A 26,878-nucleotide genomic window follows, 5' to 3' on the forward strand; every position below is an offset into this window, starting at 1 on the left:
TGCGGTCGTTTCTTGCCGGTAGTCGATCGCTGATGGAGCGGTCTGCGCTCCAGACGGCGGCGGCGATTCGTGCGGGCGAGACGACCGCGCTCGCCGAGTGCGATGCGGCGATCGCGCGGATCGAGGCACGCGACGGTGCGATCAACGCCGTCGTTGTGCGCAATTTCGCGCGTGCGCGTGAGGCGGCGCGGGCGCTCGATGCGGAGGGTCCGGACGACCGGCCGCTGTTCGGCGTGCCAATGACGGTGAAGGAATCGTTCGACGTCGCCGGCTTGCCGACCAGCTGGGGCGTCGGCGTCCACCGTGACAACATCGTCGACCGCGATGCCGTCGCCGTCACCCGGCTAAAGGCGGCGGGTGCGGTGATCCTCGGCAAGACCAACGTGCCGGTGCGGTTAAGCGACTGGCAGGCGGACAACCCGATCCATGGCCGGACGAATCATCCCATCGATCCGACGCTGACACCCGGCGGATCGTCGGGTGGTGCCGCGGCTGCGCTCGCTTCGGGGATGGTGCCGCTCGAGCTCGGCTCCGATATCGGCGGCTCGATCCGCGTGCCGGCCGCGTTCTGTGGCGTATGGGGGGCACAAGCCGACCTATGGCGCCTTGTCCGATATCGGCCACCGCGTGCCCGGCACCGATGGGGCGAGCGCGGCTCTCGGCGTAATTGGGCCGTTGGCGCGCAATCCGGAGGATCTGGCCGTTGCGCTCGACGTCCTAGCCGATCTTCCGCTGTCTCGCCCGAGCGTCGACCTTTCCCGGCCGCGCATCCTGTTGCTGACCGCGCATCCCTCGGCACGCGTCGATTCGTCGATCGTCGGCGCGATCGGGCGCGTCGGTGAAGCCCCTCGCCGCGGCCGGCGCCATCATTTCAAGCGCACCCCCGCCGATCGACCTCGCTGCTCAGCATGCCGACTATATGCGGATGCTCGGCATCGCGATGACCCGTGGCGGACCCGCGCGCGACGGCAAGGTCGCGACGCTGTCGCACTGGTTCGACCTACTCGATTCGCAGGCGCGGTTGCAACGCGCCTGGGGTGCGCTGTTCGAGCAGTTCGACGCGGTGATCGCGCCGGCCAGCGGCGTGAACGCCTTCCCGCACATCGCCGAGCGCAACGTCGCGCGGCGCACGCTGTCGATCGACGGCGAGGACGCCCCGTTCGGCGTCCAGTTCGCCTGGGCGGGCCTCGCCACCTTCCCCAATCTGCCCGCGACCAGCGTGCCCGTCGGGATCGACCCGCGCGGCCTGCCGATCGGCGTGCAGGTCATCACCAACCGTTACCGCGACCACGACGCGATCGCCGTCGCCGCGCTGTGCAATCGACTAAGCAGGAGCTGATCCGATGTCCGACCTCGATACTTTCCGGTCCGAAACGCGTGCGTGGCTCGCGGAGAATTGCCCGCCCGAGATGCGCAAGCCGGTGCGCTCGGAGGACGACGTCTGCTGGGGCGGGCGCCAGTTCAAGCCGTCGTCGCTGGCGCAGAAGGAGTGGCTCGACAAGATGGCCGCCAAGGGTTGGACCGTGCCCGATTGGCCCAAGGCCTATGGCGGCGGCGGTTTGTCGCCCGCCGAGACCAAGATCCTGCGTGAAGAAATGGCGGCAATAAAGGCGCGCAACCCGCTCAATTCGTTCGGGATTTCGATGCTCGGGCCGGCATTGCTCAAATACGGCACTGAGGAGCAGAAGCTCGATCACCTGACCAAGATCGCACGCGGCGAAATCCGCTGGTGCCAAGGGTATTCGGAGCCCAATGCAGGGTCCGACCTTGCCGGGCTCGCGACCTCGGCGGAGGACAAGGGCGACCATTATCTCGTCAACGGGCAGAAGGTGTGGACCTCCTACGCCGACAAGGCCGACTGGATTTTCTGCCTCGTCCGCACCGACAAGACCTCGAAGCAGGGCGGGATCAGCTTCGTGCTGTTCGACATGGCCTCGCCGGGCGTGTCGACCAAGCCGATCCTGCTGATCAGCGGCAATTCGCCGTTCTGCGAGACTTTCTTCGATAATGTCGAGGTGCCCAAGGTCAACCGCGTCTACGAGGAGAACAAGGGCTGGGACGTCGCGAAGTATCTGCTCGGGCATGAGCGCGAGATGATCTCGGGGATGGGGCTGGCGTCGAGCGGCGGCAATCCGCTGATCGACGGGGCGATCGCGACCGTCGGGCTCGGGCATGACGGGCGGCTGGCGGATCCGTTGCTGCGCGCGTCGATCGCGTTGTTCGAGGTGCGCGCGAAGGCGTTCGGGGCGATGTCCGAGCGGTTCATCGACGAGCTGAAGGCGGGCAAGGCGCACCCGGCCCAGCCGAGCATGATGAAATATTACGGGACCGAGCTGAACAAGGGCCGGTACGAATTGATGATGGCGGCGGGCGGCTCCGGATGCGCTCGAATGGGACAGCGATCGGTCGCGCGGCGGGGCGATCCCACGGTCGTGGCTGCGCACCAAGGCGAACTCGATCGAGGGCGGGACGAGCGAGATCCAGCTCAACATCATCGCCAAGCGGATCTTGGAATTACCGGCGTAATTCCCTCGCCCCCTTCGGGAAGAGGGTACCGCAGCGAAGCGCAGGCGGGAGAGGGGGCAGTGAGGCTCGGACGATCCGACCCAACAGAGCCTCTCCCCGACCCCTCTCCCCGAAGGGGCGAGGGAGCAGAAGGACGAAAACATGCCACTGTATCTAGACGACGACCAGACCGTCCTTCAGGACACCATCCGCGATTTCGTCGCGGAGCACGCGCCCGTGAGCCACATGCGGGCGTTGCGCGATGCCGACGACAAGACCGGTTTTTCGCGCGACCTGTGGAAGCAGTTCGCGGAGATGGGCTTTACCGGTATCCTGATCGGCGAGGACCAGGGCGGGCTCGGGCTCGGCCACGTAGAGGCTGGCGTGGTGCTGGAGGAGATTGGGCGGAACCTGTCGCCTTCGCCGTTCCTGTCCACTGCGGTTGCGGCGGTCGAGGCGCTCAAGGGCACGGGTCAGGCTGAGCGCTGGTTCCCCAGCATCATCGCGGGCGAGACAGTTGCGGCGTTGGCGATCGACGAGGGCGCCAAGCACCGCGACACCGTGGCGATGACCGCCGAACGCTCGGGCAACGGGTTCAAGCTGACCGGCGCGAAGCGGTTCGTGACGCATGGCCACACCGCCGACCTGATCATAGTCGCCGCGCGGACCGGTGGTAGCGCCGACGACAAGGACGGTATCACGCTTTTTGCAGTGCCGAAGGACGCTGCGGGACTGACTGCGAACGCCGAGCGGTTGGCTGATTCGAGCTTGGCCGCGCGGCTTGAGTTCGAGGGTGTCGAGGTCGATGCTGACGCGGTAATCGGCGAGGTCGATGCGGGTCGCACGCCTCTCGACCGCCTGCTCCGCGCAGGGCGAACCGGTGCGTCCGCGGAACTGCTCGGCGTCGGCGGTGGCGCGATGGACATGACGATCGGCTACATGAAGGAGCGCAAGCAGTTCGGGATGCTGATCGGCAGCTTCCAGGCGCTCCAGCACCGTGCCGCGCACCTGTATTCGGAGATGGAGGTGGCGCGGGCCGCCGTGCTCAAGGCGCAGCAGTTGCTCGATCAGGGCAGCGATCGGGCGGACGAGGCAGTGTCGGTGGCCAAGGCGATGACCGCGCTGGCGACGACGCTCAGCGTGCAGGAGGGCGTGCAGATGCATGGCGGCATCGGCATGACCGATGAGTACGACATCGGCTTCTACATGAAGCGCGCGCGGGTGCTGGCGGAGATGTTCGGGGATGCGAACTTCCACGCGGATCGGCTGGCCGTAGCCGCGGGGTATTGACCGTAGGGTGCGCCCCCGCGAAGGCGGGGCCCAGTCTGGGCTCCCGCCTTCGCGGGAGAACACGGAGGTCAGATGAGCTTGGATACTGCCGATACGTCGCCCGAAGCTCTCGCGCAGGGGCTCGTCGATCTGCTCGAAATCGAGGGAGGTCGATACCGATCTCTACGTCGGCAAGCGCCAGCCGGGCGGGGTCGGTCGTGTGTTCGGGGGGCAGGTGATCGCGCAGGCGCTCCAAGCCGCGCAACGCTCGACCGAAAGCCCCAAGGCCGCGCATTCGCTGCATGCGTATTTCATGCGGCCGGGGAACGAGGATTATCCGATCGTCTTCCGCGTGGTCCGCGACTTCGAGGGGCGGAGTTTCGCAACCCGGCGCGTGATCGCGATGCAGAAGGGGCAGCCGATCCTCAACATGGCGGCGTCGTTCCAGACGCCGGAGGACGGCCTCCATCATCAGGACGCGATGCCCGATGTCGCCCCGCCCGAAGACCTGCGCTCCGATCGCGAACTGCGCCTGGAGAGCATCGACGGCATCCCCGAGAAGTTCCGCGCGCACATGCTGCGCCAGCGCCCGATCGAGATCCGTCCGGTCAACCCGCGCAGCTGGATCGAGCCCGTTCCGCAACCCGCGGCCCACGCCAACTGGTTCCGGCTGGTCGCACCGATCGGCGACGACCCAGCGATGCACCGCGCGATCCTGTCCTATGCGTCGGACATGGCGTTGCTCGGTACCGCGCTGCTGCCGCACGGCGTCAACTGGATCACGCCGGGGCTGCAGACCGCGAGCCTCGACCATTCGCTGTGGCTGCACGAGGATTTTCGCGCCGACGACTGGCTGCTCTATGCGTGCGACGCACCGTGGTCCGGGCATGCCCGCGGGTTCAACCGCGGGCGCATCTTCTCGCGCGACGGCCGACTAGTCGCCAGCGTTGCGCAGGAAGGGCTGATCCGGATGCGGCAATAACCCGCGCGGTTACTTGCGCACCCAGACCTTTTCGCCGCCGATCCACGTCTCGCTGACCTTGGTCGCGCGTAGGTCGGTCGGCGAGGCCATTGTCGGGTCGCGGTCGACGACGATGAAGTCCGCACGCTGGCCCGGGGCGAGCGCACCGAACTGCTTCTCCGCGAACCCGGCATAGGCCGCGGCGCCGGTCATCGCCCACCACGCCTGTTCGCGCGTGACGAGTTCCTGCGGCTGCCAGCCACCTTGTGGTTGCCCATCGGCGTCCTGGCGCGTGAACGCCGCCGCCCAGGTCGCGAACGGATCGGGCTTCTCGACCGGAAAGTCGGTCCCGAAGGCGAGCTTCGCGCCGTTGGTCAGCATCGATTTCCACGCATAGGCACCGGCCAGCCGGTTCGGGCCGAGCCGTGCCTCCGCCATCGTCCGGTCGCTGGTTTCGTGCGTGGGCTGCATCGAGGCGATCGTGCCGAACTTGCCGAAGCGCGGCAGGTCGGTCGGATCGACGATCTGCGCATGCTCGATCCGCCAGCGGCGATCGCCGGTATAGGTCTCGCTCTCGACCTGGATCGCGTCGAGCACTTCCCGGTTCGCCTTGTCGCCGATCGCATGGACCGCGACCTGGAACCCGTCCATCGCCGCGCGGCTCATCTGATTCTGGAGCTGGTCGTCGGTCAGGAAGCCGAGCCCCGACTGGCCGGGCGCATCGGTATAGGGCTTCAGCAACCACGCACCGCGCGAGCCGAGCGCGCCGTCAGCGTAGAGCTTCACGCCGCCCATCCGCAGGTGATCATTGTACAGCCACGGCGTCGGCCCCTTGCCGCCGATCCGGCTCGCGGTCTCGACGCCCATCGCATAGCTCATGATGCGGACGCGCAACCCGCCGATGTCCGCCATCCGACGATAGGTGAGCCAGTCGTCGAGCGTCGTGCCCATGTCGGCGACCGCGGTGACGCCGTAGCCGAGGAGGATGCGTTGCGCGGTGAGGAAGGCGGCATCGCGCTCCTTGGGAAGCGGTTGCGGCACGACCTTCTCGATCAGTCCTTGCGCGCCGTCGACGAACACACCCGCGGGCGCGCCGCCGGTCTTCTCGATCCGCCCGCCCGCCGGCGATACGGTCGAGCCGGTGACGCCGGCCTCGCGCATTGCCTCGCGGTTCGCCCAGCCGGCATGCCCGTCCGCGCGCGACAGCCAGATCGGGTGGCCGCCGGAAACCGACTCAAGGTCGGCGGCGGTCGGGAAACGACCCAGCCCCCACGCCTCCTGGTTCCAGCCGCGGCCCAGGACCCATTTGCGATCGGGATTGCCGGCGATGTAGGCGGCGATCCGCGACTTCGCCTCATCGAGCGACTTGGTCATCGACAGGTCGAGCGACAGGGCGCCGAAGCCCATTTCGAGAACGTGGCCGTGTGCGTCAATGAAGCCCGGCAACACTGTCTTGCCCCCCATGTCGACGCGCCAGTCGTAGAGCGGCTTGCCAGCGTTCTTCTTGAGTTCCTTGCGGCTCAGCTTCGGTGCTTCCTCGCCGGGGGGGACGAGACGCGTGACGCGACCATCCTTGTCGACCAGGATCGCCTTGAAGTGGATCACGCGTCCGCCGTCAGCAATCGTGACACCGTTGACGTTGTCGACGATCCCGTCGGCAAGCGCGGGGGTCGGGAGGAGTAGCGCCGAAAGCGCCAACATTGCTCCCCTCCCTGAAAGGGAGGGGTTGGGGGTGGCTCGGCTGGTTGGGGCAACGTGCCGCCTGAACGACGGGCCAACCCACCCCCGGCCCCTCCCTTCCAGGGAGGGGAGCAGTGTTGCAGTGACGGAGGCATTCTCGATGAAGGGAAGCAGTGCTGTGGTGTTGCGCTTGATCACTTCGGCAATCTCCGTACCAGCGCGCTCGTGTCCTGGCGGGCGCCGCCCATTGCCTGAACATCGGCGTAGAATTGATCGACCAGCGCCGCGACCGGCAGGACCGCGCCGTTGCGTCGTGCTTCGTCGAGCGCGAGGCCTAGGTCCTTGCGCATCCAGTCGACCGCAAAGCCGAAGTCGAACTCGTCTTTTGCCATCGTCGGCCAGCGATTGACCATCTGCCAGCTCTGCGCCGCGCCGCCCGAGATCGCCTCGAACACCTTGTCGAGATCGAGCCCGGAGTTTTGCGCGAACCGCAGCGATTCGGCGACGCCCTGGATCACGCCAGCGATCGCGATCTGGTTGCACATCTTGGTGGTCTGGCCCGCGCCCGCCTCGCCGACGTGGACGATGCGTGCGGCATAGGCCTGCATGAAGGGTTCGGCCTTCGCCATCGCCTCGGCCGAACCGCCGCACATGATCGAGAGCTTGCCGTTCTCCGCGCCAGCCTGTCCGCCCGACACCGGTGCGTCGACTACCAGCGTGCGCTCGCCCGCGAGGCGTCGCGCGATCGAGGCCGAGACGGTGGTGTGATCGACGAACACCGCGTCGTCGCGCATTGCCGCGAACGCGCCGTCTTCGCCCAGAGTCACCGAGGCCAGATCGTCGTCGTTGCCGACGCAGGCGAATACCGCATCGGCGTCCTTCGCCGCGGCGGCCGGCGTGTCGGCGACCTTGCCGCCATATTTATCGGCCCATGCCAACGCCTTGGCCTGTGTCCGATTATAGACGGTGACGTCGTTCCCTGCCGCGGCGAGGTGTCCCGCCATCGGCGCGCCCATGACGCCGGTTCCGATGAATGCCAGTTTTGCCATAGCGTCCGCGCATAAGCGGTGTTTCCCATGCGCGCCAGATGGTCTAGCGGGTCGGGCATGGCTACCCACGCTGCCGTAGCGGCACCCACCCTCCCCGTCTCGATCGACGACGTCCGCGTCGCGCATGACCGGATCCGCGACTCGATCGTCCGCACGCCGACGCTGATCAGCAAGACGCTGAGCAAGATGACCGGCGCGACGGTGTATCTGAAGTTCGAGAACCTGCAGTTCACCGCGGCGTACAAGGAGCGCGGCGCGCTCAACACGCTGTTGCAGCTGTCGGCCGAGGCGCGCGCGAAGGGCGTCATCGCTGCGTCGGCGGGCAATCATGCGCAAGGCCTCGCCTATCATGCCAACCGGCTCGGCATCCCGACGACGATCGTGATGCCGACCAACACGCCGACCGTGAAGGTCATGCAGACCGAAGGGCACGGCGCCAACGTCGTGCTGCACGGCGAGACGTTCGATGCGGCCTATGCGCACGCGCGCATCCTGGAGGGCGAGTGCGGCTTCACCTTCGTCCACCCGTTTGACGATCCCCGCGTCATTGCCGGCCAAGGCACTGTCGCGATCGAGATGCTGGAGGACGTGCCACAGCTCGATACTCTGGTCATCCCGATCGGTGGCGGCGGTCTGATCTCGGGCATGTCGACGGTCGCGCGGGCGTTGAGCGAAGCGCCCGGCGGTCATCCGATCGAGGTGGTCGGGGTGCAGGCCGAGCTGTTCCCGTCGATGTATAACCGGATCAACGGCACCGACATGGCGTGCGCCGGCGACACGCTGGCCGAGGGTATCGCGGTCAAGGAGCCGGGCGCCATCACCTCGAAGATCGTTGCCGAACTGGTCGACGACATCGTCCTCGTCAGCGAACGGAGCCTGGAAGAGTCCGTCAGCCTGTTGCTCCAGATCGAGAAGACGGTGGTCGAGGGGGCTGGCGCTGCCGGGCTCGCCGCGCTGCTGTCGCATCCCGAGCGGTTTGCGGGGAAGACCGTCGGCATCGTGCTGTGCGGCGGCAATATCGATACGCGGCTGCTCGCCAACGTTCTGTTGCGCGATCTGGCGCGGTCGGGGCGGCTCGCGCGGCTGCGGATCCGGTTGCAGGACAAGCCGGGCGCGCTGTTCCATGTCGCGCGGATTTTCGACCAGGAACGCGTCAATATCATCGAGATCTATCACCAGCGCGTCTTCACGACGTTGCCGGCGAAGGGCCTCATCACCGACATCGAATGCGAGCTTCGCGACCGTGCGCATCTCGATCGGCTGGTGGGGGCTTTGCGGGCTGGCGGGTACGAAACGTCGACCGTCGAGCTGGCATAATCCCATTCTGATACGGTGATTTACCGCGTTAACCGACATTCGTGGTAAACCGATTGCACGTTGCCGCAGGGCGGCCATATACGGGGCGACGCGGCTGATCGCGCCTGCCTGAAGGACTTTTCGCTCGGTGACCGCGCCTTTCCGTTTCCCGCGCTTTTTTCGTCACCAGCCCTGCGCCGTGCCCGTATCTGCCGGATCGGCAGGAGCGCAAGGTGTTCACCGAACTGACCGGGCCGCATGCGAACGAGCTGAACGATGCGCTCGGGCGGATCGGCTTTCGTCGCAGCCAGGGTGTGGCGTATCGGCCGTCGTGCGCGGGGTGCATCGCCTGCGTCTCGGTCCGCGTGGTGACCGACGAGTTCGTGCCCAACGCGACGCAGCGAAAGTTGCTGAAGCGGCTCGGCGACATCGAAGTGACCGCGTGTAAGGCGTGGGCGACCGACGAGCAGTTCCAGTTGCTGCGCCGTTACCTCGGGACGCGGCATCCGGGCGGCGGCATGGCGGGGATGGACGAGGATGATTACGCGGACATGATCGAGCATTCGCCGGTCAATTCGGTGATCGTCGAGTACCGCGAGCCGTCGGTCGACGGTGTGCAGGGCGCGCTGATTGGCGCGTGCCTGACCGATCGGCAGGCGGACGGGTTGTCGATGGTCTACAGCTTCTTCGCGGCCGACGACACCGCGCGGCCGGGGTTCGGCAATTTCATCATCATGGACCACATCCTGCGCGCGCGCGATGCGGGGCTGCCGTACGTGTATCTTGGATACTGGGTGAAGGGCTCGCCGCGGATGGAGTACAAGACGCGGTACCGGCCGCTGGAAGTGCTGGGGCCGGCGGGGTGGCGGCGGCTGGAGGATGCTGATGTGGTGACTCAGGCTGCGCGGGTTGCGGCGTTGGTTTGAAGTTGGCGCTTAAGCCGATGGCTTTGGTTGAGTTGTACAGATTCCCCGAAGGCTACCTCCCCGGCGGAGGCCGGGGCCCAGTTGGGGAACGTTGCCGATTAAGGTCCGAGGTTCGTTACTTCCACCTTTCCAACTGGGCCCCGGCCTCCGCCGGGGTGGTGGTTCCTCAGTGGTTGCCGTCGACTGTCGAACAATAGAACCCCCTGTCCCCTTGTTCTCCCGCGAAGGCGGGAGCCCAGTCTGGATCCCCGCCTTCGCGGGGAAACAGTCTCAGTCCTCGCGCTGCACGACCACATCGACGTCGAGTTCCTCGCCACCCTCGCCCAGTCGCGAGCCCGCCACCGGCGCAGCGCCCGCCGCATCGAGCGCCATCGCGACGCGGACGTAATGCTCCTCCGGCGACATCCCCGTGCACGGATCGAACCCGACCCAGCCGAGCCCGTCGACGAATGCCTCCGCCCAGCCATGCGGCGTCGGCAGATGCACGACCTCGTGATCGTTGTGATGATACCCCGACACGTACCGCGCCGCGGCGCGCCGAGCGACCGTGCGGCAACGGCGAACATCTGCGCCATGTCGCGCGGCGTGGCGCTGTCCATGCGAAACGCGGCGGCGGCCGTGCGCCCCGGTTCGGGACGCCCGGCGTAGAACGCGAACCGCTTGTGGAGCGCTCGGTTCAAACGATGCAACGCGCCGATCCGATCGCGGGCGCCCTCGGCGGCATTGACCGCGAACTTGGCGATTGCCGTATCGAGGGCGGTCGCCTCGGTGGACCGAAGGTACAGCGCTGGCGGCAGCGTTTCGTGAACGCCGTGCAGGACGCCGTCGGAATGGCTGGTCAGGACCTCGCCTTTGACGGTGATCTCGATCCCGTCGACCGGCCCTTCGGCGTAGAGCATGGTCACTGCGTTACCGAAGCCGTCGCGACCGGGGCGCAATCGCGCATCACAATCGACGTCGATCCGCCATGACGCCACGGTCTGATCGTGGGTGTTCTCGGGAGTGAGACGGAGCATCTGCACCAAGCGGCCCTGCGGCTGCGCGAAGCGGTAGATCGTGTGATGGTCGATCGAGAGGCGCATCAGAGGAACTTGAACTGACGGCCGATCGCGCCGTGCAGCAGCGCGTTCTCGGCGATGAACGCCTGGAGATACTGGTGCAGCCCGGAGGCGATGACCTCGCCCGATCGCGTCTTTGCCATCCGCGACGCACGCATCCGCGCCATCCGGTCGGCCTCGCCGTGATTCCCGGTCCGCTTGGCGAGCAGGTTGAGCACGTCGACCGTCTCCTCCACTGACGCGGCGAGACTGCGCGGCAGTTCGGACCGTGCGAGCAGCAGGTCGATGACGTCGGCAGGACGCAGCCCGTCATTGTAGAGCCAGCGATAGGCCGTGACCGCCGACACGGTCTGGAGGATCGTCGTCCACTGGTCACGGTCGATCGCACCGCCGAGCCGTTCGCCCTCGGGCAGCAGGATGTGGTATTTGACGTCGAGCAGACGCGCGGTGTTGTCCGCGCGCTCAACCGCCTGGCCGAGCCGGATGAACCACGTCGTCTGGTTGCGGAGCATGCGGTGGACCGCGCCTTCGAAGCCGCGGGTCTCGTTCTTGACCGCCTCGACGAGGTTCAGCTGCGAGGTCGTGCTCCCCGGCGTCGCGCGGTTCTCGAACAGCAGCCATGCGCGGTTGATCGCGGTCCAGGCCTCACGGGTCAGCGCGGTGCGGACCGCCTTGGCATTGTTGCGCGCCATGTCGAGGCAGCGGACGATCGATCCTGGATGGCTTGAATCCAGCGTCAGGAACCGGACGACGTCGCGCTGCCCGATCTCGACGCCGGTCGCGGCGAAGGCCTCGTCGGTCTCGGTGACGGCCAAAGCGGATGCCCAGGCGGCGTCGCCCGAGGGTTGCGACGAGAGCACGTCGAGGCGGACGGTGGCTTCGACGAGCCGGGCGATGAAGTCGGCCCGCTCGAAATATCGGCCGAGCCAGTAGAGCGAGGGATGCGGTGCGCGACAGCATCAGGCGGTCCCGCCCGACGTCTGTGCGCGCGATGTCTGTGCACCGAGCATCTGCGTCATGCCGCCCATAGTTTGGGTCATCCCGCCGGCGTTCATCCGCTGCGATTGATCGGCCATGAGGACGAAGCTGTCCTTGGTGCCGCCGCCCTGGCTCGAATTGACCACCAGCGATCCCTCCTTGAGCGCAACGCGGGTTAGGCCGCCGGGAACGACCTGCACGCCCTTCGACCCGCTCAGCACGAAGGGGCGGAAGTCGACGTGACGGGGGCTGAGGCCGCCTTGTGCCATCGTCGGGACGGTCGACAGGGCAAGTGTCGGTTGCGCAATGTAGCGGTGTGGCTCCGCAATGAGCGCGGCGCGAAAATCCTCGATTTCCTGTTTCGAGGCGGTCGGGCCGACCAGCATGCCGTAGCCGCCCGAACCGTCGACCAGCTTGACGACGACGTCTTCGAGGTTGTCGAGGACGAACTTCAGCGCCTGCGGTTCCCGGCAGCGCCAGGTCTCGACGTTACGCAGCTTGCACTCGCCGCCCGAGTAGAACTTCACGATGTCGGGCATGTAGCTGTAGATCGCCTTGTCGTCGGCGATGCCATTGCCCGGCGCGTTCATGATCGCAACGTTGCCGGCCGCATAGGCTGCGATCAGACCGGGGACGCCCAGCGCGGAGTCGGGACGGAACACAAGCGGGTCCAGATAGTCATCGTCGATCCGGCGATAGATCACGTCTACCTTCACGCGACCCGCGATCGTCCGCATCCAGACGATGTCGTCGTCGACCACCAGATCGGCGGCTTCGACGAGCTCTATACCCATCGAATCAGCCAGGAAACTGTGCTCGTAATAGGCCGAGTTGTAGTGGCCGGGGGTCAGCAGCACGCAGGTAGGGTTCGAGCCCGTGCCGTGCGGGGCTACCGACTTCATCGTCTCAAGTAGCAGGTCCGGATAGCTGTCGACTGCCGCGACACGGAACTCGCGGAAGAGTTCGGGGCAAAGACGGAGCATCGCCTCGCGGTTTTCAAGCATGTAGCTGACGCCCGACGGGGTGCGGGCGTTGTCTTCGAGCACGAAGAAGTCGTCGGGGCCGGTGCGGACGAGATCGATGCCGCAAATATGCGCCCAGACGCCGTGCGGCGGGCGGATACCGGCGATCTCGGGCCGGAACTGCGCGTTGCCGAGCACGAGGTCTTCGGGGAGGATTCCCTCCTTCAGGATGCGTCGTTCGCCGTAAATGTCGTCGAGGAACGCGTTGATTGCCTCGACGCGCTGGACGAGTCCTTCGGACAGCCGGGTCCACTCGTCGTGCAGGAATACGCGCGGGACAATGTCGAACGGGATGATCCGCTCGGCGGCCTCGTTCTCGCCGTAGACCGCGAAGGTGATGCCGAGTTGCCTGAACGTCGTTTCGGCGGCTTCCTGCCGGCGTCGCAGCTCGGCGTCGGGCGTATCCCTCGATCCACTTGCCGAGAGCCGCCAGTTCGGGCCGGGCGGTCGTGTCGCCCGGGGTGCCCATGATCTCGTCGAACGCTTGTTTCCCCATCGAAACGGTCAATTCCCCATCAAGCGTTGCGGTTCCATGCTGCAACGCATCGCTGCGCTGCACAAGGTCTGAATGTGTATTTGCTCCCCTCCCTGGAAGCGAGGGGCTTGGGGGGGTGGGTCGGCGTGAGGCAGGTACTGCGCCAGCCAATGGACCTACCCACCCCTAACCCCTCCCTTTCAGGGAAGGGAATCCTCTTAGGCTCCCAAGCCTTCCAGTAGGCCGGGGGGTAAGGACCTGTGGGAGGACCATGGGTTCGGCTGCGCCCGGCGCATAGTATAGGTACAGCGGCACGCCGGCGCGGTTGTGGGCTTGGATGAAGCGGCCCATGACCGGGTCGCCGTCGGTCCAGTCGCCGATCAGCGCCGCGACCTTGTGCTTGGCGAAGGCGTCGCGGACGCCGGTCGTGTCGATCGCCGCTTTCTCGTTGACCTTGCACGTCAGGCACCAGTCGGCCGTGAAGTACACGAATACCGGACGCTTCTCGGCGCGCAGCGAGGCGAGCTTGGCCTCGGTGAACGCTTCGTCGCCCGCGGTGGCGGTCTTGGCGGCGACCGGCGGTGCGCGTGAGATCAATACCGCGCTGCCAACGAACAAGACGAGCAACAGAACCTGCGCGACCGCGCCGAACGACTTGCCCTTGCGCTGGCGCGAGCCGCCGATCCACAGCACCGCGCCGACTGCCAGCACCGCGACCAGCGCGAGCGTCAGCGTATCCACGCCGGTCTGGCGCCCGAGCACCCAGCCGAGTGCGATCGCGGTGAGGAACATCGGCACCGACAGGATGTGGCGGAACGTCTCCATCCACGCGCCGGGCTTTGGCAGCCAGCGCCGCCACGAGGGGATGAACCCGATCGCGAGGAACGGGAGCGACAAGCCGATGCCGAGCCCGCCGAACACGGCGAGCGCCGCGGGCCACGGCAGCACCAGTGCCGCGCCGAGCGCCGCGCCCATAAACGGCCCGGTGCACGGCGTCGCGATGAACGCAGCGAGTGCACCGGTCGCGAACGCGCCGCTCGCGCCACTCTCGCCGGCAAACCGCGGTGTCGGGACCTCGAACAGCCCGGCGAGGTTGAACGCGATCGCGGTGCTCAGCAGCAGCAGCGCGACGATCGCGCCGGGATGCTGCAACTGGAACGCCCAGCCGACCGCGGACCCGCCTGCGCGCAGCGCCAGGATCGCGCCGCCGAGGCCGAGACACACCAGGACGACGCCTGCGGTGTAAGCCAAGGCCTCGCCCCGTGCGTCCTTCTCGCTTGCGCCACCGCGGGCGAGGCTGAGTGCCTTGAGGCTAAGGATCGGGAACACGCAGGGCATGATGTTGAGGGATCAGCCCGCCGAGCACTGCGCCAGCGAATGCGATCAGCGCGGTAAGCCAGAGGCTTTCGCCGCTGGCGTTGGTCGCGTCACCGCCGGCTGCTTCGGCCACCGCGCCGGGCGTCGCCTTGACGCCGAGCCCCTGCCCGTCGCCGATCCGCAGCACGCCCTCGATCGGTCCGCCAACCTTGGCGTTCGCCGCGACCTTGGTGCTGATCGTCAAACGGTCGCCGTCGCGCGTGACCGTCTGCGCTGCGCCATTCTCGATCGCGCCGGTGGTGACGGGGAAGAAATACGCCTTGTCGATCTTCGCGCCTGCGGGGAACGGCACCGCGATGCGCATCGTGCCGTTGCTTGTCGCGTAGGTCGCGCCGGCATCGAGCGGCTTGGGAATCGCCTGACGCCAGCCGGCGAACGCGGCGGCCTGCGATGACGCGCCGTCACCGATCGTGAGGTCGAGCGAGAGCGCCTTCTCTTCGGGTACGCAGATCGTCGCCGAGCAGACGAGATAGCTTGTCTTCAGGCGGATCGGGAATCTCGTGCCTGCCGCGAGCCCCGCCGGGACCTGGATCGTCACGAGCGGCGCATAGGGCGCCTCATAGACATAGTTCATCAGGCCCGCGATCAGCAGCGTCGTCGGCACCGGCCATTCCGGCTCACCCGCCTTCGCGCCCGTCGGCAGCGTCCAGTCGAACGTCGCCGGAAAGCCCGCATCGCCCGGGTTGCGCCAATAGCCGTGCCAGCCGGTCTCGGGCGTCGTCGCGAGCGCGATCGTCAGTGGCGCGCCGGCCTTCGGGTGATCGCTTTCGGCGACCAGCTTCATCATCAGATGCTGGCTGGAACCGTTCAGCGACTCTGCAAGCGCGGGCGCACTCGCCAGCCCGCAGACGGCCAGCAAGACCGTCATGAGGACGCAACGTAATCCGCGCATGGCCATCCTTGTTTCGTTCATCGCGCAAAGCCATAGCGGTGACCTTGTCGTATTGCACTTCAAAGCGACGGCCTCGCTCGATGGTGGTCGCTTGCTAAAGGACTGTTCGTGAAAGCACTTATCGCCGCGCTCCTGCTGACTTCGGCCGCTTCGGTCTCCGCCCAGACGGCACCGCCTCCCGCGGCGACTCCGAAGACCCCGCCGAAACTGATCGTCGCGATTTCGGTCGACCAGTTCGCCGCCGACCTGTTCCAGCAATATCGCAACCATTATACCGGCGGCTTCACCCGACTGCTGAACGGCGCGGTGTTTCCGAGCGGGTATCAGAGCCATGCCGCGACCGAGACGTGCCCTGGCCACTCGACGATCCTGACCGGCATGCGGCCTGCGCATACCGGCATCATCGCCAACAACTGGATCGACCAGCGCGCGGGGCGGCCCGACAAGGTCGTCTACTGCTCGGAGGACGAGCGCGTTACGGGCAGCACACACGACAGCTACACCGTGTCCGACATGCATCTGAAAGTGCCGACGCTCGGCGAGATGATGAAGGCGCGCGATCCGCGGACGCGCTCGGTATCGGTCGCAGGGAAGGATCGCGCGGCGGTGATGATGGGCGGCCACAAGGTCGACGAGCTCTGGTGGTGGGACGGCAAGACTTACGTTTCATATGCTGGTCGCGCGGTGCCGCCGGCGGTGCAGCGGACGCGCGACGCGGTCGCCGCGCTGATCGCCAAGCCGCAGGCGGCGCTGCCGCTGCCCGGCTATTGCGCGGGCGTGAACCATCCGATCGTGATCGCGGGCAAGACGTACGGCCAGGGGCGCTTCGAGCGCGAGGCTGGCGACGCGAAGGGCTTCCGCGTGTCGCCGGCTTCGGATGCGGCGGTGTTCGCGATGGCGGCGGCGCTGGTGCAGGACATGAAGCTCGGCAAAGGGCCGCAGACCGACATCATCGATATCGGCGCATCGGCGACCGATTATGTCGGGCATACCTACGGCACGCAGGGCACGGAAATGTGCATCCAGATGGCCGAGCTCGACAAGACGCTGGGCGATTTCTTCGCGGTGATGGACGAGACCGGCGTCGATTACGAGGTCGTACTGACCGCGGATCACGGCGCGCATGACGCGACCGAGCGCCAGCAGCAGCGCGCGATGCCGATGGAGGCGCACATGGACGAGAACGTGCTCGCCAAGCAGGTCGGCACCGCGATCGCCAAGGACATGGGGCTGCCGGGTAGTGTGCTGCTCGGGACCGAAGGCGACGTGTATATCGACGACACGCTGCCGGCCAAGACGCAGGCCAAGGTGCTTGCCGAGGCGCTGCGTCGCTATCGGGCGATGCCGCAGATCGCGGGCGCCTACTCCGCCGCCGAGATCATGGCGACGCCGATGGCGAAGTCTCCGCCCGAGACGTGGACGCTGATCGAGCGCGCGCGGGCGTCGTTCTATCCGGAGCGGTCGGGGCAGATGGTGGTGCTGCTCAAGCCGCGCGTGACGACGATCGTGTCGCCGGCGGGGGGCTATGTGGAGACGCATGGGTCGCCGTGGGATTACGACCGCCGCGTGCCGATCCTGTTCTGGCGCAAGGGGATGACGGGATTCGAGCAGCCGTTGTCGGTGGAGACGGTGGATATCGTTCCGACCTTGGCGGCGACGATCGGTTTGCCTGTGAGTGGATTGGACGGGCGGTGTCTGGATCTCGATCCGGGGGCTGCGAGTACATGCCCAGGCTGAGCGCCGCGTCTCCCCGAGAAGGTTTGTTCTCCCGCGAAGGCGGGAGAACATACTAGACGAGTATGGCGCCCCCTCGCCCGTTACTCTGGATCCTGACTTTCGTCAGGATGACGGAGACGGGGTGGCGAGGGTACGAACGCTCACCGCGTCTCGAACGGCCGCAACCCGGTGCCCAGCCGGTTCGCGCCGAGTGCGAGCTTGTCGTGGCTGTAGTCCGCCAAGAACGCCGGGCTGCTGCTGTCCCCAGGTGACAGCCGCGCGTCGTTCCCCTCGACCCGCAACCCTGTCGATCGGTACGTCTGCGCCTCTGCCGCAACCACAATTAGACCGGTGTGGTTCTCCTTGTTGCGCCCCTGCACGAAGGTGTTGCGCGCGATCAGCCCGGTCGCCCCTTCGGGGGAGGTCGATCATGTAGTTGGTCTTCTTCCCAGCGGTATCGTCGAAGCTGTTGTCGGTGATCGACACATTAGGCACGCGGAGCTTGACGTAATGCCCGCCCGTCCCGCGCTCGAACCGCGAGTTGGTGATCGTCACGCTGCCCTTGTTGGCGAGGTAGATCGCGTGCGAACAGCCGGGCGATTCGTCGCACTGGCCGAGCCCGGCGAAGGTGGAATGGTCGATCAGGATCTTCTGACCGGTCGGTTCGCCGCCGAGGATACCCCTCCTGGCTGTCGAGGAACATCGCGTTGGTGACGGTCAGGTCGCCCATCTCGGTGCGGATGCCGGCGCCGTTGCCGTCCGACACGCGGTAACCGCGGAAGACGAGGCCGTCGACGACCGAACCCTGCCCGCGCAGGACCAGCGCCGCCTTGTCCTCGCAGGCGACCTTCTCGAAGATCGCGGTGCCGGGCTTGACCGCCTTGAAGGTGATGTGGCCGCCGGCCTGGACTGCGCATTGCCGGTAGGTGCCGGGCGCGATCAGGATCGTCGCGGTGCCCAGCCGGATCGACGAGACCGCCTCCTGCAACGTCGCGAACCCCTGCCCGTTGATCGTGAACGGCGCGGAGTTCTGCGCAAACGCGGGAGCGGCGAACAGCGCGAGTGCCAGCAACGATCGTTTCATCCGAAATCCTCTTCGTTCCGCGGCGGTTGCCCACCGACGATATGGGCTGCGTGATCGCACGGAACGTCGCGCTTCGACCAGTCCGTTCGCCCCGCTTTGGCGACGCCTGTCCCGTTATGAAGCATTGGAAAGAATGAACCGGCCTGGGCCGATCCCGGCGGCCGCATATTGTCGTGACCGCGTCGAACGCATAATACCGCTACCGTAACAAGGCCGGCGGGGGGAACCGTCCGGCGCGGGGGATCCACATGCACGCCATGACGCCGACGGAGGTCTTCCTCCTCGCGATACTCATCATCTTTACCGTGCCGTATCTGGTGTGGCGGCTCGGGCGGACCGATTACTGGGCGCCGCTGGTGGTGGTGCAGATCTTCGGCGGCATCCTGCTCGGGCCGGGCGTGCTCGGCGCGGCGTATCCCGATTATTACGCGACGGTCTTCACGCCCGCGACCTTGGGCTCGCTCAACGGCATCGCGTGGTGGGCGGTGATGATGTTCGTGTGGGTCGCCGGGATCGAACTCGATCTCGGCGAGGCCTGGAAACGCCGCGGCGAGACCGGCGTGACGGCGGGGTTAGCGCTCGCAGTGCCGCTGATTACCGGCAGCATCGCCGCGGTGCTGATGTTGCGTTATCCCGGTTGGCGGGGGCCGGACGGCGCGACGTGGCAGGTGGTGCTTGGCATCGGCATGGCCTGTGCCGTGACCGCGCTACCGATCCTGGTGCTGTTCCTCGAGAAGCTCGACGTGCTCCGCCAGCCGATCGGCCAGCGGATCCTGCGTTATGCGAGCCTCGACGACATCGCGATCTGGGGCGTGCTGGCGATGATCCTGCTCGATTGGGAGCGTGTCGGTCGTCAGGGCGGCTTCCTGGTCGGGTTCGCGATTGCCACGTTGCTCGTGCGCAAGTTGATGGCGCGGATCGAGGAGCACGATCGCTGGTATGTCAGCCTGATCTGGCTGGCCGGCTGCGGGTTCGCGGCGGATTGGGCGGGGCTGCACTTCATGGTCGGCGCGTTCCTGTCGGGCGCGGTGCTCGATTCGAAGTGGTTCACGACCGCGAAGATGGACCAGTTCCGCCACTTCGTGCTGCTCGCGGTGATGCCGGTGTTCTTCCTGTCTACGGGGCTGAAGACGCAATGGGCGGTCGGCGGTTACGCGGTGTTCGGTGCGGCGGCGCTGCTGCTGGTCGCGTCGGTCGGCGGCAAGCTGGCCGGGGTTCACGCCGCCGGGCGGATCCTGAAATGGCGGCCGGGCGAGGCTTCGGCGATCGGCTGGCTGCTCCAGACCAAGGCGTTGATCATGATCATCTTCGTCAACATCCTGCTGGATAAGAAGATCATTACGAATGAGACGTTCACGGCGCTGCTGCTGATGGCGCTGGCGAGCACGATGCTGACGGTGCCGGTGGTTGCGCCGAAGTTGAAGAAGCTGGTGGGGTTGGTGGGGAAGAGCGGGTGACGTTTTCTTCCCCCCTCCCTGGAAGGGAGGGGTTGGGGGTGGGTCGGCCTGCTCGTGCCGCCGACTTTGCCCGATGCGGAAGCCTACCCACCCCCCGCCCCCCTTTCAGGGAGGGGGAAGTAGGCTTAGCCGCCCGCGTTAAGCAGGTCGTGGCGTTTCAGGGCGTGGCGGAGTTGATCGTAGCTTAGGCCTAGCGCTTCGGCGGTGGCGCGCTGGTTGAAGCGGTGTTCCGACAACGCGCGCGAGAGCAGGTCGCGCTCGAAGCGGGAGACGCGGGATTTGAAGTCCGAGGGGCCTTCCTCGCACGCGACGACCGGGTCCTCGCCTTCGTCCGGTTCGGCAGCGCGCGGCGCCACAACCACAGGCTTCGGCGCAGTCGACCCGCCGGGGCGGTGTGGCGACTGGAACGGGTCGATCTCGATCGCGTCGATCGGTCCCGCCTGCTCCCAGCGATACACCGCGCGCTCGACGACGTTGCGGAGTTCGCGGACGTTGCCGGGCCAGCGGTAGGCGATCAGCGCATCCATCGCCGCCGGGCCGAACCCCTCCCAGCGTTCGCGCCCCAGCTCGGACGCCATGCGTCGGCCGAAATGTTCCGCAAGTACCACCACGTCGCCGGTCCGCGCGCGCAGAGGCGGCAACGTCACCACCTCGAATGACAACCGGTCGAGCAGATCTGCGCGGAATTCGTGGCGGTCCACCTTGTCGGGGAGATGCTCGTTGGTCGCAGCGACGATCCGCACGTCGACGCGCATCGGCCGAGACGAGCCGATCCGCGTGATCTCGCCATATTCGACCGCGCGCAACAGCCGGTCCTGCGCCGCCATCGACAGCGTACCGAGTTCGTCGAGGAACAGCGTGCCGCCATCGGCCTCCTCGAACCGCCCTACCCGCGCCTTGGTCGCGCCGGTGAACGCGCCCGCTTCATGCCCGAACAATTCCGCCTCGATCAGCGTCTCGGGCAACGCCGCGCAGTTCATGATCACCAGCGGCTGATCCCACCGCGGCGACAGGCGGTGAAGGCGTTCGGCGACCAGTTCCTTGCCCGTGCCGCGCTCGCCGATCACCAGCACGGGCCGGTCCAAGGCGGCCGCCCGCGACGCGCGTTCGAGCGCGGCCATGAACGTGCCGGATTCGCCGATGACCTGGGTTGTTCGTTCCATGGCGAAGATGTGGCGCGGATTCCCAACTCTTGGCAAGCTTCCGCCACAGCCCAAACACCTGAAATCACGCAAACCCCCTGCAATTCCGCCATTTTCGAAACTGGCACGACAGATGCAGTGCTTCAGGCAACCCGCCGAATAGCGGAACCGACCATCCTCAAAGGGGACCCACCATGTTCAACACCAATATCGCCCGCACCGTCGTCGCCGCCCTCTGCACCATCGTCGCCAGCGCAACCTGCGTCATCGGCGCGGTAGGACCTGCGACAGCAACCAACATGACGCCTATCGCGGCAACCACCGCAATCGTGGCATAAGACTCCCGACGCTCGCCGAGAGCATCGGGCCGACCCCTGGAGTAGGATTTACATGGGCATCTTTTCCCGCACCCGCGACATCGTCGCCGCCAACTTCGCCGATCTCATCGAGAAGGCCGAAGACCCGTCGAAGATGATCCGCATGATCATCCTCGAGATGGAGGAAACGCTGGTCGAGGTTCGCGCCTCCGCCGCGCGCACCATCGCCGACCAGAAGGAGATGCGCCGCCATATCTCGAAGCTGGAGCAGCTTCAGGACAACTGGACCGAGAAGGCCGAACTGGCGCTGAGCAAGGACCGCGAGGACCTCGCCAAGGCTGCGCTGGTCGAGCGCCAGAAGGCGTTCGACATGGCCGAGCAGCTGAAGGCCGAAGTCGGCGTGCTCGACGACGCACTTCGGGCTTCCGAAGAGGACATCGCCAAGCTCCAAACCAAGCTCCGCGAGGCACGCACCAAGCAGAACGCGGTGCAGACCCGGCTTGAGAGCGCGAACAATCGCACCCGGCTGCGCGAGATGTACAACGGGCCGAAGACGCACGAAGCGTTCAGCCGCTTCGACATCCTCGACCGCCGCGTCGACGAGGCCGAGGGCCGCGCGGACGCGATGGGGCTCGGGGTCGTCAAGACGCTCGAAGAGGAAATCGCCGAGCTGCGCAGCGACGACAAGGTCAACGCCCAGCTCGCCGCGCTCAAGGCGCGCATGAAGAAGGACGACTGAGATGGATGACCTGACCCCCGTTCTCGTCTGCGCGGTCCTCTTCATCGGGCTGCCGTGGGTGATCCTGCACTACATCACCAAGTGGAAGCAGGCGCCGCGGATTACCGAGGAAGACGAAAAGCTGCTCGACGAGATGCAGGCCTTGGCCCGCCGCCTCGAAGACCGCGTGATGACCGTCGAACGGATCATCGCCGCCGACAATCCCGACTGGAAGCCGGGTCTCGGTACCACGCAATCGCCGTATCTGTCGGACCTTCAGTCCGACCGCACTTCTGATCGGAGGAACTGAAATGTCCGGCAGCCGCACACAGTTTTACCTCGATAAGCAGAACGCCAAGTGGAAGGGCGTCTGCGCCGGGATCGCCGACTATACCGGCGTCGATGCGCTCTTCGTCCGTGTCGGCATGGTCGTCCTGACACTTGCGGGGGGCTTTCCCTGGACGCTGCTGGCCTATTGGATGGTCGCCTGGATGGGGCATGCCAAGCCGATCGGCCTGTACGAGACGCCCGACGACGCGAAGTTCTGGCAGGGCGTCCGGTCGAACCCGAAGCGCTCGACCGCCGAGGTCCGCAGCAAGTTCCGCGACATCGACCGCCGCCTCGCCGACATCGAGACGCACTATACCAGCCGCTCAAGCAACAGCCTCGCGGCAGAGATCGACAGCCTGCGCTGAGACGCGGCGTCAACAGGGAGACAGACGATGGATTGGGGTTTGATCATACCGATCGTGGCGATTTCGATCGGACCGGTTGCCTGGGTTGCGAACAACTGGGTGCGCGCAAAGCATGGCTTCGAGCCAGAAGCGCGCCGCCGCAGGCGCGGGCGGGACGGCGATGTCGACGGTGAGCGCCAGGTATTGCTGCTCAGCAACGAGAACGAGCGCCTGACCGGGCAGGTCTCCCGCCTCGAGGAACGGATCGCGGTCCTCGAGCGCATCGCCACCGATCCCGCCGAGCGTACCGCTCGCGAGATCGAAGCACTCCGCGATCGCTGAGGGACATCGATCATGGACGGATTTACGGTTTTCATGCTCGCGATCGTCTGCGTCGGCGCCCCCGTCACGCTCGGGATCGGCAGCGAGATGTTCAAGAGCTGGTTGCGGCACAAGGAGACGATGGCCACCGCGCTGAACGCGCAGACCGCGGAGAAGGCGGCGCAATATGCCGCCCACACCGAACGTCTCGAACAGCGCGTCCGCGTGCTGGAACGGATCGCCACCGATCGCGGCACCGGCGTCGCCGACGAGATTGAACGGCTCCGGGTCGAACCAACCCCATCCCAGGCGGTACTGTCACCCGCATCCCCACCGATCGCGCTGACGGCCCGCCACCCGAGCCTCGTTGAAGGAGAAACACGATGAACCCCTTTTCGATGGTCGTCTGCATCGTGCTGATCGTGATGGCCGCCAAGGTGCTGACCGCGCGCTACCGCGCGATGGGCGACGCCCCGGCCAAGCCGGCCGACAGCATCGATACGCTGCGGCTGCGCGACGAGGTGCAGCAGATGAAGGAGCGCATCCAGGTGCTGGAGCGCGTGATCACCGACAACCACAAGAGCGTCGATCTCGACCGAGAGATCGAACGGCTCCGCGACCGCTAGGAGGCGGACATGATCGAACCGAACGTCTATATCACCCTGGCGCTGGCGAGCCTTGCGGGACTGGCGATGATCGTCGCCGGTGGATTGGCCGGATGGCGCGAATGGCTCTCGCTGCGGCGGATGGAACTGGATCACATGCAGGACGGCCGCATGCCGGTCGCGGTGTCGACCGGCTCGCGGATCGAGATCGCGGACTTGAAGGAGCGGATCAAGAAGCTCGAGGCGATCGCAGCCGGGGTGGATCTTTAGGGCTCGCCCCGCAAGCATGTTCCCCGCGAAGGCGGGGGGTCCAGACTGGGCCCCCGCCTTCGCGGGGGAACACTGTAGTTGTGGCGCTAAGGCCGACCCGCTACCGCCCACGGCATGGCCACTCTCACCGACATTCTCGAGGAATACGACTTCCTCGAACCCGACGACCGCTATCGCCTGCTGATCGACCTCGGTAAAGAGCTCGAACCGATGCCGGATGCGCTGAAGACCGATGCGACGTTGGTGCGGGGATGTTCGGCTTCGGTGTGGGTGTATCCGACCACGACCGATGATGGCCGGCTGCACTTCCTGGCGGATTCGAATGCGGCGATCACCAAGGGGATCATCGCTCTGGTATTGCTGACGGTGCAGGATCAGGTGCCGGATGCGATCGTCGCGACAGATATCAAGGCGGAACTGGCGCCGTTCGACCTGAGCAAGCAGCTGAGCTCGAACCGGACTCAGGGGATTCCGAATATGATCGCTTTGATTCGCGAGACGGCGGAGCGGTACGCCGGCTGAACCTTTCGATCCTCCCCCGCCAGGGGGAGGTGTCGCCGAGGTGACGGAGGGGGAGGAACACGCAACGGAGGTTACCCCTTCCTCCCCCTCCGTCTGGCAAGGGCCAGCCACCCTCCCCTGGCGGGGGGAGGATCGTCAGGTTGCTGCGTATTCGGTGAGGTTCGCAACGACCTCGGTCAAGTCCGCACCAGCCGGGACGAGCATCCACCGATCCGGCCGAGCGCCATCGACCATCACCACTGCGTTCTTCGGGCAAACCCCGAGGCACTTGACCTCGACCACGCCGCGATCCGCCTTGCGGCCCTTCTTCACGCCGAGTGCCTGACGAAGCAACTTCACCAGCGGTGTCCGGCCCTTTTCGCCAAACCCACCGTCCAGCTTCTTCGAGCATTTGCCGCAGACCAGAACGCTACCTTGCCAGCGACTGGCGAGGACCCGGATCACGCCGGTTTCCAGGTCCGCTGGTCTTCGGCCACCTTCAGAACCTCGTACGCTGCCTGAACGCCCTGGAACCGCTTGGCCGCGTCCTTGTCGTTCGGCCGCACGTCCGGATGGTTCGCCTTCGCCATCCGGCGCCACGCCGCGCGGACGTCCTCGAACGTCGCGTCGGGCTCGAGGTCGAGCACCTCCAACGCGCGCATCTCGTCGCGCGAGCGGCTGCCGTCGCCCGAGCCGGCCCAGGCGTAATGCTTGGGATCGGTGTAGCCGTCCGCGGTACGCGTTTCCGCCGCCTCGCGCTCCGCCGCCTCCTCCGCGCTCAAGCCTTCGAAATAATTCCAGCCGCGATTATACTCGCCTGCGTGGTTCATGCAGAAATACCAGCGGTCGGGACTGTTGGGCGATTTCGGCGCCGGGCAGTTGCCGGGCTCGTTGCAGCCATGCCGATCGCACAGCCGGACGGTCACCGCCTCGGTGCTCGCGCCATACTCGCGCCAGCGCGGGAAACCCCAGTCGGAAGATCGTGTCGTGCTTCGAGCCATAGCGGTCCGAGATAGGCGTCCCCGCGGACAACGCAACCATACGCGGCAAGGCCGGCCGAAACTCCTCGGATTCGCCTATCTTCCGCACCGCAACATTCCGCCTTGAGTCAGACACCGTTCATCGATTACTGAACATGAACTATTTGTCATGTGGCATGGATAGATGCGTCCGGTGCGGACGTATTCCCGGCCGACACCTTAAGGACAGGAGCCCTGGTGCCGACTCTCATTCCAAAGCTTACCACATGGCGCGCGGATCTTCCCGCTTCCATCGTCGTCGCGCTCGTCGCGCTGCCCCTCTGTCTCGGCGTGGCGCTCGCCTCCGGGGCGCCACTGTTCGCCGGCATCATCTCAGGCATTGTCGGCGGTATCGCGGTCGGCCTGTTCTCCAAATCGCCGCTGTCGGTTAGCGGCCCCGCCGCCGGCCTGACGGTGATCGTGCTGACCGCGATCGAGAGCATGCCGAGCTATCAGATGTTCCTGATGGCCGTCGTCTTGGCGGGCGTTCTCCAGATTTGCTTCTCGCTGACCCGTGCCGGCATCCTCAGCGAATTCGTGCCGTCGTCGGTCATCACCGGCATGCTCGCGGCGATTGGCCTCATCCTGATCCTCAAGCAGATCCCGCACGCTGTCGGCTTCGACCGTGAGGCCGAGGGTATCTTCGAATTCACCACCGCGAACGGCATCAATACCTTCTCGCGCATCCTAGACAGCCTCAGCGCGGCCGTGACGCCGGGCGCGATCCTGATCGCTTCGGTCAGTCTCGCCTTCCTGTTCTGGTGGGATGGCGCCAAGCCCAAGGACGGCCCGTTGCGCTTCGTCCCCGGCCCGCTCGTCGTCGTGCTGATCGGCATCTTCGGCAACATGCTGCTCGGTGTCGTGAAGCCCGACTGGCAGCTTCAGGCGACGCATCTGGTGCAGGTGCCGATCACGCAGACGTTGTCGCAATTCCCTTCGCTGTTCACCTTCCCCGACTTCTCCGGGATCACGATGGGTATCGTCTGGAGTAGCGCCGTCACGCTCGCGATCGTCGCCAGCCTCGAATCGCTGTTGAGCGTCAAGGCGGTCGACGAGATCGATCCGCGCCGTCGCTCGACCGACAAGAACTGGGAGCTGATGGCACAGGGCGGCGGCAACATACTGTCGGGCCTGATCGGCGGCCTGCCCGTCACCTCGGTGATCGTCCGCTCGTCGGCGAACGTCGATGCCAAGGCCGAGAGCAAGCTGTCGACGATCCTGCACGGCTTCTGGCTGCTGGTCAGCGTCGCGCTGATCCCCGCAGTGCTGAACCTTATCCCGCTGTCGGCGCTCGCCGCGGTGCTGATCGCGACCGGCTACAAGCTGACCAAGCCCAAGCTGTATACCGAGCGCTTCAAGCAGGGCTGGACGCAGTTCATTCCGTTCGTCGTCACGGTGGCTGCGATCCTGTTCACCGACCTGCTCGAAGGCATCGTCATCGGCCTTGCGGTCGGCTTCGTGTTCGTCGTCGCGCGCAACTTCCGCACCGCGATCACGTTTGCCTGCGACGACGAGGGACTGCCTCGTCCGCGCGCGACGCAACCTGTACTTCATCCACAAGTATGA

At 66.2% G+C, this 26,878-nt stretch carries 25 protein-coding genes and 7 pseudogenes; 20 read left to right on the forward strand and 12 right to left on the reverse strand.

From position 1 onward, the window contains the following. Positions 1 to 32 precede the first annotated feature (32 nt). The 5 genes and pseudogenes from NHF48_RS06325 (at position 33) to NHF48_RS06345 (ending at position 4,756) form a co-directional block, all read left to right on the forward strand. A complete protein-coding gene (locus NHF48_RS06325; RefSeq protein WP_263816767.1) occupies positions 33 to 842 on the forward strand; it encodes an amidase family protein in 810 nt (269 codons plus the stop codon). Then, positions 839 to 1,339 carry an amidase family protein gene (locus tag NHF48_RS06330; RefSeq protein WP_253070595.1) on the forward strand — a complete coding sequence of 167 codons (501 nt, stop codon included), beginning with the start codon at positions 839 to 841 and terminating at the stop codon, positions 1,337 to 1,339. The genes NHF48_RS06325 and NHF48_RS06330 overlap by 4 nt, the downstream gene beginning before the upstream one ends. Before the next feature lie 4 nt (positions 1,340 to 1,343). Continuing rightward, positions 1,344 to 2,526, forward strand: a pseudogene (locus NHF48_RS06335) (acyl-CoA dehydrogenase family protein). Between the two features lie 141 nt (positions 2,527 to 2,667). Continuing rightward, positions 2,668 to 3,795, forward strand: coding sequence for an acyl-CoA dehydrogenase family protein (locus NHF48_RS06340; protein WP_253070596.1), 1,128 nt, complete (start codon positions 2,668 to 2,670; stop codon positions 3,793 to 3,795). A 72-nt stretch (positions 3,796 to 3,867) separates the two neighbouring features. Continuing rightward, positions 3,868 to 4,756: pseudogene (locus tag NHF48_RS06345) on the forward strand (acyl-CoA thioesterase). 9 nt (positions 4,757 to 4,765) lie between these two features. Here the strand turns inward: NHF48_RS06345 and NHF48_RS06350 are convergent. After that, positions 4,766 to 6,436, reverse strand: coding sequence for an amidohydrolase (locus NHF48_RS06350; protein WP_253070597.1), 1,671 nt, complete (start codon positions 6,434 to 6,436; stop codon positions 4,766 to 4,768). 173 nt (positions 6,437 to 6,609) lie between these two features. Then, positions 6,610 to 7,464 carry an NAD(P)-dependent oxidoreductase gene (locus NHF48_RS06355; RefSeq protein WP_253070598.1) on the reverse strand — a complete coding sequence of 285 codons (855 nt, stop codon included), beginning with the start codon at positions 7,462 to 7,464 and terminating at the stop codon, positions 6,610 to 6,612. 57 nt (positions 7,465 to 7,521) lie between these two features. Between NHF48_RS06355 and NHF48_RS06360 the strand changes: the two genes are divergently transcribed. Then, positions 7,522 to 8,781 (forward strand): threonine ammonia-lyase, encoded by a 1,260-nt coding sequence (locus tag NHF48_RS06360; RefSeq protein ID WP_056048458.1) that lies wholly within the window; start codon positions 7,522 to 7,524, stop codon positions 8,779 to 8,781. A 127-nt stretch (positions 8,782 to 8,908) separates the two neighbouring features. Next, a pseudogene (locus NHF48_RS06365) lies at positions 8,909 to 9,686 on the forward strand (arginyltransferase). Between the two features lie 270 nt (positions 9,687 to 9,956). Here the strand turns inward: NHF48_RS06365 and NHF48_RS24790 are convergent. Further along, a complete protein-coding gene (locus NHF48_RS24790) occupies positions 9,957 to 10,205 on the reverse strand; it encodes a hypothetical protein (protein WP_342454595.1) in 249 nt (82 codons plus the stop codon). 164 nt (positions 10,206 to 10,369) lie between these two features. On the opposite strand from NHF48_RS24790, the gene NHF48_RS24795 reads away from it, so the two are divergent. Beyond that, positions 10,370 to 10,657 (forward strand): hypothetical protein, encoded by a 288-nt coding sequence (locus NHF48_RS24795; RefSeq protein ID WP_342454596.1) that lies wholly within the window; start codon positions 10,370 to 10,372, stop codon positions 10,655 to 10,657. On the opposite strand, the pseudogene NHF48_RS24800 reads toward NHF48_RS24795, so the two are convergent. The 5 genes and pseudogenes from NHF48_RS24800 to NHF48_RS25800 form a co-directional block, all read right to left on the reverse strand. Continuing rightward, positions 10,589 to 10,768, reverse strand: a pseudogene (locus NHF48_RS24800) (transglutaminase N-terminal domain-containing protein); the annotation flags it as partial. The gene NHF48_RS24795 and the pseudogene NHF48_RS24800 sit on opposite strands and share 69 nt — an antisense overlap. Further along, a pseudogene (locus tag NHF48_RS06375) lies at positions 10,768 to 11,704 on the reverse strand (alpha-E domain-containing protein). The pseudogenes NHF48_RS06375 and NHF48_RS24800, both read right to left, overlap by 1 nt. Next, a pseudogene (locus NHF48_RS06380) lies at positions 11,704 to 13,240 on the reverse strand (circularly permuted type 2 ATP-grasp protein). The pseudogenes NHF48_RS06375 and NHF48_RS06380 overlap by 1 nt, the downstream one beginning before the upstream one ends. 165 nt (positions 13,241 to 13,405) lie before the next feature. After that, positions 13,406 to 14,557: a protein-disulfide reductase DsbD family protein gene (locus NHF48_RS25795; RefSeq protein WP_446741113.1), complete on the reverse strand. Its 1,152-nt coding sequence runs from the start codon at positions 14,555 to 14,557 to the stop codon at positions 13,406 to 13,408. Further along, positions 14,532 to 15,488 carry a protein-disulfide reductase DsbD domain-containing protein gene (locus tag NHF48_RS25800; protein ID WP_446741114.1) on the reverse strand — a complete coding sequence of 319 codons (957 nt, stop codon included), beginning with the start codon at positions 15,486 to 15,488 and terminating at the stop codon, positions 14,532 to 14,534. Before NHF48_RS25800 ends, NHF48_RS25795 begins: the two co-directional genes overlap by 26 nt. Before the next feature lie 108 nt (positions 15,489 to 15,596). Between NHF48_RS25800 and NHF48_RS06390 the strand changes: the two genes are divergently transcribed. Next, on the forward strand, positions 15,597 to 17,225 hold the full coding sequence (locus NHF48_RS06390) for an alkaline phosphatase family protein (protein ID WP_253070599.1): 1,629 nt from the start codon (positions 15,597 to 15,599) through the stop codon (positions 17,223 to 17,225). A gap of 140 nt (positions 17,226 to 17,365) precedes the next feature. Here the strand turns inward: NHF48_RS06390 and NHF48_RS06395 are convergent. After that, positions 17,366 to 18,288 (reverse strand): annotated as a pseudogene (locus NHF48_RS06395) (right-handed parallel beta-helix repeat-containing protein). 248 nt (positions 18,289 to 18,536) lie between these two features. Here NHF48_RS06395 and NHF48_RS06400 point away from each other — a divergent pair. Beyond that, the gene (locus NHF48_RS06400; protein WP_253070600.1) at positions 18,537 to 19,745 is read left to right on the forward strand and encodes a cation:proton antiporter; all 1,209 of its coding nucleotides are present in this window, start codon (positions 18,537 to 18,539) and stop codon (positions 19,743 to 19,745) included. Positions 19,746 to 19,870: 125 nt separating this feature from the next. Here the strand turns inward: NHF48_RS06400 and pspF are convergent, their stop codons facing one another. Next, positions 19,871 to 20,908 carry a phage shock protein operon transcriptional activator gene (gene pspF, locus NHF48_RS06405; RefSeq protein ID WP_253070601.1) on the reverse strand — a complete coding sequence of 346 codons (1,038 nt, stop codon included), beginning with the start codon at positions 20,906 to 20,908 and terminating at the stop codon, positions 19,871 to 19,873. A gap of 173 nt (positions 20,909 to 21,081) precedes the next feature. On the opposite strand from pspF, the gene NHF48_RS06410 reads away from it, so the two are divergent. The 9 genes from NHF48_RS06410 (at position 21,082) to NHF48_RS06450 (ending at position 24,314) form a co-directional block, all read left to right on the forward strand. After that, on the forward strand, positions 21,082 to 21,225 hold the full coding sequence (locus NHF48_RS06410) for a hypothetical protein (RefSeq protein WP_165895165.1): 144 nt from the start codon (positions 21,082 to 21,084) through the stop codon (positions 21,223 to 21,225). A 52-nt stretch (positions 21,226 to 21,277) separates the two neighbouring features. Beyond that, positions 21,278 to 21,943: a phage shock protein PspA gene (gene pspA, locus NHF48_RS06415; protein ID WP_056482347.1), complete on the forward strand. Its 666-nt coding sequence runs from the start codon at positions 21,278 to 21,280 to the stop codon at positions 21,941 to 21,943. A 1-nt stretch (position 21,944) separates the two neighbouring features. Beyond that, positions 21,945 to 22,232 (forward strand): envelope stress response membrane protein PspB, encoded by a 288-nt coding sequence (gene pspB / locus NHF48_RS06420; protein ID WP_056482350.1) that lies wholly within the window; start codon positions 21,945 to 21,947, stop codon positions 22,230 to 22,232. 1 nt (position 22,233) lies between these two features. Continuing rightward, the gene (gene pspC / locus NHF48_RS06425; RefSeq protein ID WP_056482352.1) at positions 22,234 to 22,617 is read left to right on the forward strand and encodes an envelope stress response membrane protein PspC; all 384 of its coding nucleotides are present in this window, start codon (positions 22,234 to 22,236) and stop codon (positions 22,615 to 22,617) included. A 27-nt stretch (positions 22,618 to 22,644) separates the two neighbouring features. Next, positions 22,645 to 22,938: a hypothetical protein gene (locus NHF48_RS06430; RefSeq protein WP_253070602.1), complete on the forward strand. Its 294-nt coding sequence runs from the start codon at positions 22,645 to 22,647 to the stop codon at positions 22,936 to 22,938. Between the two features lie 12 nt (positions 22,939 to 22,950). After that, complete coding sequence (locus NHF48_RS25805) at positions 22,951 to 23,304, forward strand: hypothetical protein (protein ID WP_446741115.1); 354 nt, start codon at positions 22,951 to 22,953, stop codon at positions 23,302 to 23,304. Then, on the forward strand, positions 23,301 to 23,543 hold the full coding sequence (locus tag NHF48_RS06440; RefSeq protein ID WP_136190431.1) for a hypothetical protein: 243 nt from the start codon (positions 23,301 to 23,303) through the stop codon (positions 23,541 to 23,543). The genes NHF48_RS25805 and NHF48_RS06440 overlap by 4 nt, the downstream gene beginning before the upstream one ends. A 9-nt stretch (positions 23,544 to 23,552) precedes the next feature. Next, a complete protein-coding gene (locus NHF48_RS06445; RefSeq protein ID WP_253070603.1) occupies positions 23,553 to 23,792 on the forward strand; it encodes a hypothetical protein in 240 nt (79 codons plus the stop codon). Between the two features lie 114 nt (positions 23,793 to 23,906). Beyond that, entirely contained in the window at positions 23,907 to 24,314 is a 408-nt protein-coding gene (locus NHF48_RS06450) for a SufE family protein (RefSeq protein ID WP_253070604.1), read from the forward strand. A 135-nt stretch (positions 24,315 to 24,449) separates the two neighbouring features. Here NHF48_RS06450 and NHF48_RS06455 read toward each other — a convergent pair whose 3' ends face one another. Both NHF48_RS06455 and NHF48_RS06460 read right to left on the reverse strand, forming a co-directional pair. Beyond that, positions 24,450 to 24,755: a (2Fe-2S) ferredoxin domain-containing protein gene (locus NHF48_RS06455; protein ID WP_446741202.1), complete on the reverse strand. Its 306-nt coding sequence runs from the start codon at positions 24,753 to 24,755 to the stop codon at positions 24,450 to 24,452. Beyond that, on the reverse strand, positions 24,755 to 25,294 hold the full coding sequence (locus NHF48_RS06460; RefSeq protein WP_056058203.1) for a J domain-containing protein: 540 nt from the start codon (positions 25,292 to 25,294) through the stop codon (positions 24,755 to 24,757). The genes NHF48_RS06455 and NHF48_RS06460 overlap by 1 nt, the downstream gene beginning before the upstream one ends. A 216-nt stretch (positions 25,295 to 25,510) precedes the next feature. Here NHF48_RS06460 and NHF48_RS06465 point away from each other — a divergent pair, with 216 nt between their 5' ends. Next, entirely contained in the window at positions 25,511 to 26,878 is a 1,368-nt protein-coding gene (locus NHF48_RS06465; RefSeq protein WP_253070606.1) for a SulP family inorganic anion transporter, read from the forward strand.

The organism is Sphingomonas sp. H160509, assembly GCF_024124765.2.
Lineage (GTDB): Bacteria > Pseudomonadota > Alphaproteobacteria > Sphingomonadales > Sphingomonadaceae > Sphingomonas.